The sequence below is a fragment of the Mariniflexile fucanivorans genome (assembly GCF_004341235.1).
Classification (GTDB): Bacteria; Bacteroidota; Bacteroidia; order Flavobacteriales; family Flavobacteriaceae; genus Mariniflexile; species Mariniflexile fucanivorans.
Window position 1 is genome coordinate 607,500 of the sequence record NZ_SLUP01000003.1, and the last position, 11,120, is coordinate 618,619.

General features: G+C 32.2%; 12 protein-coding genes. 3 read left to right on the forward strand and 9 right to left on the reverse strand.

The features are described from left to right. Positions 1-58 precede the first annotated feature (58 nt). The 6 genes from EV196_RS09155 to EV196_RS09180 all read right to left on the reverse strand — a co-directional run bounded on the left by EV196_RS09155 (position 59) and on the right by EV196_RS09180 (position 3,982). A complete protein-coding gene (locus tag EV196_RS09155; RefSeq protein WP_243652216.1) occupies positions 59-910 on the reverse strand; it encodes a zinc-dependent peptidase in 852 nt (283 codons plus the stop codon). A 1,178-nt stretch (positions 911-2,088) separates the two neighbouring features. Then, positions 2,089-2,286: a hypothetical protein gene (locus tag EV196_RS09160; RefSeq protein ID WP_132217431.1), complete on the reverse strand. Its 198-nt coding sequence runs from the start codon at positions 2,284-2,286 to the stop codon at positions 2,089-2,091. A gap of 11 nt (positions 2,287-2,297) precedes the next feature. Beyond that, positions 2,298-2,678 (reverse strand): DUF6876 family protein, encoded by a 381-nt coding sequence (locus tag EV196_RS09165; RefSeq protein WP_132217432.1) that lies wholly within the window; start codon positions 2,676-2,678, stop codon positions 2,298-2,300. A gap of 77 nt (positions 2,679-2,755) precedes the next feature. Continuing rightward, complete coding sequence (locus EV196_RS09170) at positions 2,756-3,109, reverse strand: single-stranded DNA-binding protein (RefSeq protein ID WP_132217433.1); 354 nt, start codon at positions 3,107-3,109, stop codon at positions 2,756-2,758. Positions 3,110-3,152: 43 nt separating this feature from the next. Continuing rightward, on the reverse strand, positions 3,153-3,332 hold the full coding sequence (locus EV196_RS09175; protein ID WP_132217434.1) for a hypothetical protein: 180 nt from the start codon (positions 3,330-3,332) through the stop codon (positions 3,153-3,155). Positions 3,333-3,751: 419 nt separating this feature from the next. After that, the gene (locus EV196_RS09180; RefSeq protein WP_132217435.1) at positions 3,752-3,982 is read right to left on the reverse strand and encodes a hypothetical protein; all 231 of its coding nucleotides are present in this window, start codon (positions 3,980-3,982) and stop codon (positions 3,752-3,754) included. A gap of 559 nt (positions 3,983-4,541) precedes the next feature. Here EV196_RS09180 and EV196_RS09185 point away from each other — a divergent pair. From EV196_RS09185 to EV196_RS09195, 3 genes are read left to right on the forward strand one after another with little or no spacing between them, the layout of a single operon-like run. Continuing rightward, positions 4,542-5,684, forward strand: coding sequence for an endo-1,4-beta-xylanase (locus tag EV196_RS09185; protein WP_132217436.1), 1,143 nt, complete (start codon positions 4,542-4,544; stop codon positions 5,682-5,684). 28 nt (positions 5,685-5,712) lie between these two features. Beyond that, positions 5,713-7,149 carry an MFS transporter gene (locus tag EV196_RS09190; RefSeq protein WP_132217437.1) on the forward strand — a complete coding sequence of 479 codons (1,437 nt, stop codon included), beginning with the start codon at positions 5,713-5,715 and terminating at the stop codon, positions 7,147-7,149. A gap of 20 nt (positions 7,150-7,169) precedes the next feature. Further along, complete coding sequence (locus tag EV196_RS09195; RefSeq protein ID WP_132217438.1) at positions 7,170-8,207, forward strand: glycoside hydrolase family 43 protein; 1,038 nt, start codon at positions 7,170-7,172, stop codon at positions 8,205-8,207. A 43-nt stretch (positions 8,208-8,250) separates the two neighbouring features. Here the strand turns inward: EV196_RS09195 and EV196_RS09200 are convergent, their stop codons facing one another. The 3 genes from EV196_RS09200 to EV196_RS09215 form a co-directional block, all read right to left on the reverse strand. Continuing rightward, complete coding sequence (locus EV196_RS09200) at positions 8,251-9,213, reverse strand: SMP-30/gluconolactonase/LRE family protein (RefSeq protein WP_207902839.1); 963 nt, start codon at positions 9,211-9,213, stop codon at positions 8,251-8,253. 213 nt (positions 9,214-9,426) lie between these two features. Further along, positions 9,427-10,596 (reverse strand): hypothetical protein, encoded by a 1,170-nt coding sequence (locus tag EV196_RS09210; RefSeq protein WP_132217439.1) that lies wholly within the window; start codon positions 10,594-10,596, stop codon positions 9,427-9,429. A gap of 418 nt (positions 10,597-11,014) precedes the next feature. Continuing rightward, on the reverse strand, positions 11,015-11,120 hold a 106-nt coding region (locus tag EV196_RS09215; RefSeq protein ID WP_165876129.1), incomplete at its 5' end, for a ThuA domain-containing protein.

Genomic DNA, 11,120 nt, shown 5'->3' on the forward strand with positions numbered 1-11,120 from the left:
TCCTCTAAAGTTAGAAAATCATACAACAAAAAATCATGATAAAAATCATGTAAGGTATTTAATAACCTGCTATGTTAAAATTCAGCATTTGCTTTACCTTACTATAAACATTAGGAAATTCCGTTTTAAAAGTTTGAGGAGTTTCAATAAAATTCTCAATAATTACTGCTAAAAATTCAAACTGATTAGTAAAAGCGTACTTTCTAAAATAGTTTGATGCCATTAACTTGTTTCTTAATGCTTCACTTTCAGCAAGCATATCGGATAATTCTTTAAAAGAATCGCTAAAAATAGTCGAGCTTACATCATGTTCTTTCATACTATTAATGTGTATGGCATGCGTAAATTCGTGTATTCCTAAATTAATATTATCTGTATTGTTACTAAATCCTTTTACGAAATCTTCCCACGACAGCACTAAAGTTTCAAGTTTTGGATTAAATTCTCCTTTATGATAAGTTTGGTTTGTATTGGAATAAAACGCCTTAGGATATATAACTATTTTAGAGATTATCCCTATGTAAAAATCACGAAACCCAAACGTTAGCATGACAGCCGTAGCGGAAATTAAAACTTTAATATCATCATTAACTATTAACCCATCTCTTCCAATAAAATCTTTATCTGTAATGAATGATGCCACGCGATGATTAAAATGTTTTTTTTCTATATTATTAAGTTTTTTATAAAATGAAAACTGTTGCTGCAAAACATTTTTTTGGTTTTGATTTAAACGCTTTAATCGGAAATAAAAATGATTGTATAAGGGTTTTTTTTGTTTTAGAACATAGCCCATTTCTATCATCCTAAATGTATTATTCAAAATGATCCATATTAGTATAGCGAGTAAAACTCCAATCATGATTTTACTGAATAGAGTAAAATCTTCAACAACTAGTAGATTTATCATGGGGTAGAAACTTCTATTTTGAAAATTAATTACATATTAGCTTTTAAAAATACGAAACCTGAGTTTAAAATATTAAAAGTAAAATTGATTTTTATAAAACCAGATATGTAAAGTGAATTTGAACGATAAAATTTAAATCAGGTTGAAAGAAGCAATAAAAAAACCATAGTTTTAAAAACCATGGTTTTTTACATTAAATAAAATTTATTTTTTGTGACCTCAAGAGGACAGAATTCGAACTTTTTGAAGGAAGATATTGAAATTATTATCAATAAATCATCTCATATTAGACGAATTTGAACCCACTGTATCCAAAGTTTACAAGGTAAGGGAACGGTTCCTCCAAGAAAATGAAACTGCTGCCCAAACTGTGCAATGTAATCTCCATCATAGTAAATGGTATGGGACGGTATGGGAGATGTCCACTCTATACGCCATCTTGATACTATTAAAAAGCTTATAAATAAGATTTATGATTTAAAAAGGTTGAATTAGTTCGTTATTTGTTCGATTTAGTAGGTAAATCTTAAAGATTGAACTTGATTAATTGGAAAAGAAACCCAAAGTTGAAAAAAAACTTCGGGTTATGAGCCCGAATAATTAGATTTTTATCTATTTACCGTTTTTCAAAACACTGAACAACAAATTGTTAATATTTTAAACAGATTGTTAATATTTTATTTTAAATTTTAAAAACACAAACCGTATACGGTTTTTATGCGCTTTGGCTCTGCTAAGATACTATTTTTTTAAAAACCTATAGGTTTTATGAGAGGTTAAAATTTCGTAGTTTCACCAATTGCAAAAAACGGCAAGACAATATCACCCTCGGCGGAAAAAAGTCAGCATAGATAAATTATCAATAACTCATTGTATTGCATTAGTTTAAAGCCGTAAATGATCTGGTTCAAATTATCCGCTTTTAATGGTTCTCATCATCCGTCCCGTCCATGCTATTCCTTTTCGTCCCGATTTATCGGGACAAAAAAAATACCATGACATCCAAAAATGTAATGGCTTATTCTGTAATACGAATTGAAATTCGATTTTTTAAGAGTGTATAATTTAAAGTTTAAAAGTATCCTTAGTAAACCACCCTTTTTGTTGCAAAATTCAAAATAACAGAACAAAAAAAAGGACCTTTAAAAACTTAAAGGTCCTGGGTTAATAATTAGCTTTTAAATATTAAAAACATATTCGTAAGAATAGAGGTTTCTTATGGCTTCTTCTTCCAAAAGCGTATAATATTCTAAATGATGTTCTTTGGCGTATCGTTTCAATTCATTTCCAAATTTATGTTCTACATCTTTTTTGGAAACCGAAACCAAACGTTCTTGGGTTTCGTCATCGAGGTTCGTGTAATTGAGATATACCATGACCAAAAAAATTAGTATTCACTTGGGAGCATCAGCGTATTATCTACAAAAAATAATCGCAATTCATCCAAAGGAAAATCGGTTACATGATATCTATGTGTTTCAAAAATGTTGTCATTTCCATCGCTGTAATTAATGATGGCTTCACATTGCTTTTCGGCTCTTTCTTTTTCAGAAAGTCGTTTAAAATCGACTGTTACAAAATAGCTTTTATTCATTAAACTTTTTGCTATTACTGAAGCATCGGTTACTAACCAAAAACACTCAGCAGTATCTGCCAAATATTTAATACCATCTGTAAATTTAGTTCCTATTAAAGGAATTTTATAAAAGGTTTCTGAACCTATAAATTGTTGCAGTTCCGCTTTTATTTTGTTAACTTGTGTGTTCATTGTTATTTTCATTTTAGAAGTTAATAATGAAAAAGAGAGCGCATCTTTTCCACTAGAACGCTCTGTTTTATTTTTAGTTATTCCGTAGCGTTATCGCCTTTAATTCCCAAAAGCAGGATTTCATTCGCTACCACTTCGGTAACATATCTTTTTTCCCCTTCTTTAGTTTCATAAGAGCGTGATGTCAATTTGCCCTCTAAGGCAACTTCTTTTCCTTTGCCTACGTATTTTTCAACGATTTCGGCAATCTTGCCCCATGCCACGACATTGTGCCATTGGGTGTTCTGTTCTTTCTCTCCATTTGAGTTTTTATAAAACTCATTCGTTGCGATTGAAAATTTTGCAGCTTTCTTTCCGCTTTCAAGATTTGTGATTTCTGGCTCGTTCCCTACGTTGCCAATTAACTGTACTTTGTTTTTTAGAGTACTCATAATTAAAGAAAATTAAAGATTAATATTTACCAAACTGAACCCTTCAGAATGGCTTTAAAATTGATTTACTTATTATATCCAGAGCGTTTTCCTTTTTTTGTTTTTTTAACTTTTGTTCCGCTTCCTTTTTATTGATTTTGTATGATTTCATAAGATTTGTTTTAGATTTACTTCCCACAGAGCCGTCACTGTTACCTTCTTTTTGTTGCTTTGTGCCATTCAATATTCAGCTTTGTTAAGACATATAAAAAGTGCGAAGCATGAGCCTGGTTATGCTGTCGTTCAAAGCTGAATGTTGTTATTTTGCTGTCAAAAAAAGGTATAGCGGTGTTGGCTTGGGATGTGGATCTAAATTCTTTGTGAAATACAAAAGCATAGGAAGTTGAACAAAATGTAAATACATTTTATCCTATTAAGCGGACTTGATTTACACTTTTTACTCTAAATGAAGTGTTCCTTTCCAGAGAAGCGGAAAGGGTTAACGGAATGGAAAGTCAAAAGTGTGGATTATGTCCAAGACCTTTTTTAATGAAGCGCTTTTCCCGAAATAGAGCTTTTCGCGGCATGCAGGGGAATGTGCTGCAATGGCTTTGGAAGAAAAAAAAACCACTAATCATCTAAGAGATAATTAGTGGCTTTGATTTATGATTTAACAGAATTCTTGAGTTTCGTAACCCGTTCTTTCCGTCGGCTTATTCTTTTATCGGCAATGGCCTTTTGTTCCTTTTCGAAATCCTCGATTGGAATGCTACCGAAACTTTCAGCTAGACCTCTTAATGCCATGGCTTCGCTAAATGTTGTCAAAGATGATTTAAAGGAATCAAATCCTACATTATTGATGATGATTGCCATGTCATCTTTTGTCAATTCCATAAGACGTTTTAGGAATCCAGCAGTACCATCTTTTTTATATTTGTCATATCCAAAAGCTTACCTTAGTGTTCCTTCTTTAGCCAACTGAGTGCATTCCATAATACCAATCTGCTTATTTTTTCTGTCGCATCACAGTTTTTGTGTTTTCCAACCATTGTCAATGCTTCAGTTTCTCACATGGTTTTAATGATGCTTTTATGCACTTTTTCACCATCTAGTCCCAACATACGTTTCGCTCTCAAATAATTTTTTCATCCTGAACGGTAACACTTTCTTTACTTTTCGGATCATTTATGTTTTAATTTAAAAGGGAACTATTCACGACCTTAAGTTTTTAAATTAATGATTCAATATTCACTCGAATTTATGGCAATATGGTTCCAATAGCCGAAATAGCCTCCATTATTACCCGTAATAACTCATGAACGCAACAAATTTTATAATATTGGTTTAATTAGTTTCATTGATAGTATAACTTTTAAAATAATTTTATAAGATGATTTTTGAAAAAAAATTAATTATCAAATTCAAAACTTTTCATTCTATAAAACGCAAAATAATGGTAAAAAAAAATCAGATACTTTTTTTTATAATCATAGTTATTTCAACAATAATAAGTTGTAAAAAAACAGAAAAATCAATCCAGATTATAAAAGAAACACGCTCATTAAAAGGTGCTTTCCTAAACGACTTCTACATTGGTGCAGCAATTAATAAAAATCAAATACTTGAAATTGATAGTGCCAGTATAAAACTTCTAGTAAAAGAATTTAATACTATTACCCCTGAAAATGATATGAAATGGGAGCAAATTCATCCTGCAAAAGATTCATTTTATTTTGATATAGCCGATAAATATGTAGCTCTTGGTAAAAAAAACAACATGCATATAGTTGGCCACACACTTGTATGGCACAGTCAGTTAGCGCCTTGGATGCAAGATATTACAGATAGTACCACAATGGCAAAACAAGTCGAGCACCATATTAATACCATAGTGGGAAGGTACAAAGGACAAATACATACTTGGGATGTTGTAAATGAAGCACTAAATGAAGATGGTAGCTTAAGAGAGTCTATATTCCTAAATGTGATGGGAGAAAAATATATTGCTTATGCATTTAAACTTGCAGCAAAAGCTGATCCTTATGCTAAATTAGTATATAATGATTATAACTTATGGAAACCGGAAAAACGAGCGGGGGTTGTGCAACTTGTAAAATCGCTTCAAGCGAAAGGCATTAAAATAGATGGTGTAGGCATGCAAGCGCATTGGAGTTTAGAAGGACCATCTATAGAAGATATTGAAAATAGCATTATTGCCTATTCCAATCTTGGAGTTAAAGTAAGTTTTACCGAATTAGACGTTACCGTTCTTCCAAACCCTTGGGATTTAAATGGTGCTGCCGTTGAACAAAGTTATGAGCAATATGAAGGAGATCCAACAATGAATCCGTACCCCGATAAATTACCAGACTCAGCACAAATACAACTAGCAAACCACTATAAAGATATATTTAGTCTTTTCTTAAAACATAAGGACAAAATTGACAGAGTAACATTTTGGGGTGTAAATGACGGACAGTCGTGGTTAAATTATTGGCCTATTAATGGGCGTACAAACCACCCGCTTTTATTCGACCGCGACTTTCAACCTAAAACTGCATATGATAGTGTAATAGCATTAAAAAACAGCCACTAACCATTCATTTAAATTATCATAATAAATTATGAGTACTAATACACAAAAATTATCGGTAAAAGAAAAAGTTGGATATGCTTTAGGTGACCTAGCTGCCAATTTAGTATTTCAAACATTAGTCACCTATTTAGCATTTTTCTATACTGATATTTACGGTCTTGAAGCAAACCATGCTTCTGCTATTATGTTAACTGTTGGACTGGTAGCAGCATTCGGATTTAATCCAATTATTGGTGCTATTGCAGATAGAACAAATTCTAAATGGGGAAAGTTTAGACCATGGATTTTATGGACAGCAGTACCACTTGGTGTCGTTGCTCTTTTAGCCTTTAGCACACCAGATTTCGAGTATAAAGGAAAAGTTATTTATGCGGTTGTCACTTACACATTATTACTTTTGCTTTATGCAGCAAATAACTTGCCATATTCGGCTTTAAGTGGTGTAATTACTGGTAATATGGGAGAGCGAAATAGCATTTCTGCTTACCGTTTTGTTGCTGTAATGTTCGCACAATTCTTTGTACAAGTATTTATGCTACCAATTATTGAATCTGCAGGAGGAGGAGATAAGGCAGTTGGAATAGAAATAGTAATGACATGGCTTGCCATAATAGGAACTATTATGTTACTAATTACTTTTTTTACCACACGTGAACGTATTGTTCCTAAACCAGAACAAAAATCGAGCATAAAAGAAGATCTATCAGATTTATTTAAGAATAAACCTTGGGTAATTACTTTAACTGTTACAATGTTAATTTTTGTTACACTAGCTATGAAGGGTGGTTCTTATGTGTATTATTTTAAAAACTATGTAGATGCAGAGAGATTAACCAGTTTTATAAGTCCAATTTTAGACTTTTTATCAAGTATTGGTATTAACTTCTTTGGAGAAGACCCAGTATCTGCTGGGTTTGGATTATTCAATGCTGGTGGTATTATTTTTATGATAGTTGGTATTGGGTTATCAAAAAAATTAGCAGACAAATATGGAAAAAGGGATGTTTTTATGACGTTTTTATTTATTTCAACGTTGTTTATAATCTTCTTTTATTTCTTCTCTCCAACATCTGTAGAATTAATGTTTGTATCACAAATTTTACATGGTTTTTTCTATGGAATCACAATCCCATTACTTTGGGCTATGATTGCCGATGTTGCAGATTATTCAGAATGGAAAACTAATCGTAGAGCAACAGCCATTATTTTCTCTGCAATGATGGTGGGTTTAAAAGGTGGTTTAAGTATAGGCTCAGCACTAGTAGCTTCCATTTTAGCAAGTTACGGCTATAACGCTAGTCTTCCAGAGCAAACAGCAAGTGCTATTGCTGGAACTAAAATGCTCGTAAGTATATTTCCAGCAATTCCGTTTTTATTAGGAGTAGGTTTACTTTTCTTCTATGAAATAAATAAGAAAATGGAAGTACAAATTGAAGCTGAATTAAAAGAACGAAGAACAAGTTAAAACTAAAAAAACATAAAATTATGCCGGAAGAAAGTATCGAAAACATCAATTTTGATGACCTAAATAAGCGCGCTATTTCACAACCATTAATATCACACATTTACACAGCAGATCCCTCTGCACATGTTTTTAATGGAAAAATATACATTTACCCTTCTCATGATGTTGATGCTGGAGAAGCTTTTGACGATTTAGGAAGTCATTTTGCAATGGAAGACTATCATGTAATCTCTATGGATTCCATCGATAGTGAAGCAGTAGATAATGGAGTAGCCTTGCATGTTGATGATGTGCCATGGGCAAAAGAACAAATGTGGGCACCAGATGCTAATGAAAAAGATGGAACCTATTATTTATTCTTTCCTGCAAAAGCACATGATGGAATTTTTAGAATTGGAGTAGCTACAAGCATTTCACCTATAGGCCCTTTTAAGGCACAACCCGAAGCCATAAAAGGCAGCTTTTCTATTGACCCTGCCGTTTTTAAAGATGATGACGGTAGCTACTACCTGTATTTTGGTGGCCTTTGGGGTGGCCAAATACAACGCTGGAGAACTGGTGAATTTAATGCGGAACAACCAGATAGTCCAACAGCATTTTTACCAGAAAATAATGAACCTGCTTTATTACCATTTGTAGCTAAAATGACAGATGATTTATTTGAGTTTGCGGAAAAACCAAGAACAATTGAAATTCTAGATGAAAACGGTAATTTATTATTAGCTGGAGACAATGAACGTCGTTTCTTTGAGGCAGCTTGGTTACATAAATATAATGGAAAATATTATTTCTCTTATTCTACTGGTGATACACATTTTATATGCTATGCTATTGGCGATAACCCATACGGACCTTTTACTTACAAAGGACAAATATTAGAACCTGTAATTGGATGGACAAGCCACCACTCTATTTGTGAAGTGGATAATAAATGGTATTTATTTTATCATGACTCTTCCTTATCTAAAGGAGTCACCCATTTACGATCTGTTAAATTAGCGGAAATAACATATAATGAAGATGGAACTATTGTTCCTCTAAAACCTTATTTGGATTAATTAAGTTTGAGTTTAGTTTTGAAAAAAGGAGTTATAACACTTGTTATTGACTCCTTTTTTTTGTAATTAAAAAATTAATTAAATACTTTTTAATATCCACGGCATAAATCATACCCGCTAACATATCTGGAACTAATAATCTATGCTTCTTTTCTTCCAAATAAAAATCCGCAGCAGATTTCAAACCTTCTATTAATACAGTTGGTTCTTCGGTCTTTCCATCAATTTTCCATACTTTACCTTGAGTCCAACTACTAATATAATAATTTCCCTTACTATCTTGTTCAACACCATCACCTCCCCTATATTGTCCTTTTAATGGCGTTAATTCACCTTCTTTAGTCACTAAAAAATTACCTAGAAAAAAGGCACTTACCATAATATTATTGTTATTATCTACACCCACACCATTTGGGTTTAACATGAGTGGGGAATCATCTTGAACGATACTTACTTCACCTTTTAAATTAACATGATAAATACGTCCCAATTGTGGGACTAACTTAGCTTCATCACTTTCTAAAGGCCAAAGATTATTATTTTCATCGCGCATATAATTTGTTGCTCCCATATCTGCAACATAGAATCCAATTCCCTCACCATCCACTGTAACATCATTTAAATACAACACTTCTTTCGGAAAATCCTCTTTTTTAACGAATACACTTTTATTTCCATCCTTATCAACTTTCCAAATACAATTAATGTCTGAAAAATATAAATGTTCCTTTATAAAAACAATTCCTTTAGGTTCATTAAAACCTTTTGAAAAAACGTTTACACCCTTCGTTGATATTTCAACCAATTCACCATCTTCATTTTCTTTACCGTTCATTACGGTAACAAAATAATTGCCTTTAAATCCTTTTGTAATGCTTTCTGGCTTCACCCCCACTTTTACAGGAAATTTAATCTCAGCTTTAGCCTTACAACCTACCCCTAAAATGAGTAGTACGGAAAGCGAAATATAAATTAGCATTCCTCTTAATGTTCTCTTTACTAGCATAGTTTCTTTTTTATTTGAATATTAGAAATCATCAGTGGTTTATTTGTTAAGCGTCCAATATATTGCACCAAAAATGTGATTCAAAAAATTTTTGTCTTTAAACGATTCTAGTTTATGACCTAAAGCAGTATAAAACAAATTTGATTACTCTTTTTGTTTTGAGCATTACATGAGGTTTATGATACTATAAACAAAATGATGTTTTTAATAAATTTACTCCATTACATAGTTTAATAATTTATTAATTTCAAACTCACCATCTAAAACACTTGCTTTAAAAACATATTTACCTGCTTTGGGAATAAAAATACGTGGTGTTGTAGTATTTGGATTATTATTTTCGAATTCACAATCGGCAGGACCTTCTACTTGCTTCCATACTATTTCCGGGCTAATGGCATCTTTATCCTCGTCAGTAATCACAGCCGTAATTGCAAGACTGTTATCAGTTTTTGAGTACGTATAATCAATAGTAATAGTTGGAGGTGTATTTATTGCAGAAACTAAAGCATTGGTGTCATTTGCAAAGCGTTGCTCATCCTCAACACCTGCTGCCCAAAGTGCAATACGTTGTGCAAATACCCTATTATCGGAATGACTTAAACGGGTACCTGCCCCGGCATTCCAAAACAAATTACGATCAAAAACACCTACTACTCTACCTTTACCTATTTCAGCTATTGCTAAAGATACATCGGTATTTTCATTAAATTTACCATCATTTGAATTTACAACTAACCTACCAACTAATCCGCCTTCTTGCGCTTTAGCTAAAATTACTGCCGGTTTAGAAACACGAACAAAACTTACTCCTTCTCCCCTAAAAGCAACGCCTTTATGTTTATTGTTTTTATTAATAAAATGATCTTGTGTATACTCATTCACCAAATAGTTTCCAGCACCATTGTCAGTCAAAAAATACATACCGAATTGCTCCATTAAAACATTATCAGAAATTCTCCCCACTTCATTATCCACACCTACAATGCTATACTCTCCACCAAATCCACTATCCGACCAAGCAATTACTCCGCCACCTTTTTTCACCCAACGCTTTAAGGATTTAGCTTCTGCTTCGATAAAAACTCGCTGATTTGAGCCTAAAATTAAAACATCAATCGACTTTAGAAATTCGGCATTAATTACAATTTCTTGATCGTAAACTTCGCTTACAGTAAACCCAACAGCTTCCAATGCTTTTTTAAAACCACTCATCCCTAAATCACCTTCATCATTCAAACGCATTTGGTGAAATGGTTTTTTACTTCCGGATGGTATTGTACCATCAGCAGCAACATCTCCATATACATAAACAATGTTTTGCGCATCTACCGAAACAAAACAAATTAAACTTATAGCTAATAATATTATTTTACATTTCATATATTTATTTTTAGTGACACATTATTAATAGTTTATTTTATTTTTTTCGTATTAAAAAAAGATTATTCAGATAACGCAATTTAACAGCTAAAAACCGATGTAAACGACTTTTGTGTTTTTATCGTAAACTTCAAATCATATAATTTCAATTTTCACATGAAAACCAATTCGACCAATTTTTATGAAAAATATCCCTATTTTAAAAGTACTAAAGTTTCGTTTTTATCACCATATTCCTCTCAACTATAGCGTCAATAGCATTTCTCATAACGTTATTATAAGCGAAGTGCGTGTTTGAAAGAATATTGTTTCATTTCTGCAAATAGCTAATTTTATTTATCGGTTAAAATTTAATAATTTTGTTTATAAATTGTTGATGTAATTTTTACTTTAATACTATAAAAAGTAAAATTAAATTCTATTGAGCTGCCCAATATATTGCACCAAAAATGTGATTCAAAAAGTTTTTGTCTTTATAAGATTCAGGTTTATGACCTAAAGCAGTATAAAACGATCTTCCTCCT

Coding starts and splice junctions, on each gene's coding strand:
- EV196_RS09160 (WP_132217431.1), bottom strand. CDS start 2,286: ATGGTATATCTCAATTACACGAACCTCGATGACGAAACCCAAGAACGT.
- EV196_RS09210 (WP_132217439.1), bottom strand. CDS start 10,596: ATGAAATGTAAAATAATATTATTAGCTATAAGTTTAATTTGTTTTGTT.
- EV196_RS09190 (WP_132217437.1), top strand. CDS start 5,713: ATGAGTACTAATACACAAAAATTATCGGTAAAAGAAAAAGTTGGATAT.
- EV196_RS09165 (WP_132217432.1), bottom strand. CDS start 2,678: ATGAACACACAAGTTAACAAAATAAAAGCGGAACTGCAACAATTTATA.
- EV196_RS09200 (WP_207902839.1), bottom strand. CDS start 9,213: ATGCTAGTAAAGAGAACATTAAGAGGAATGCTAATTTATATTTCGCTT.
- EV196_RS09170 (WP_132217433.1), bottom strand. CDS start 3,109: ATGAGTACTCTAAAAAACAAAGTACAGTTAATTGGCAACGTAGGGAAC.
- EV196_RS09180 (WP_132217435.1), bottom strand. CDS start 3,982: ATGGAATTGACAAAAGATGACATGGCAATCATCATCAATAATGTAGGA.
- EV196_RS09155 (WP_243652216.1), bottom strand. CDS start 910: ATGATAAATCTACTAGTTGTTGAAGATTTTACTCTATTCAGTAAAATC.
- EV196_RS09185 (WP_132217436.1), top strand. CDS start 4,542: ATGGTAAAAAAAAATCAGATACTTTTTTTTATAATCATAGTTATTTCA.
- EV196_RS09195 (WP_132217438.1), top strand. CDS start 7,170: ATGCCGGAAGAAAGTATCGAAAACATCAATTTTGATGACCTAAATAAG.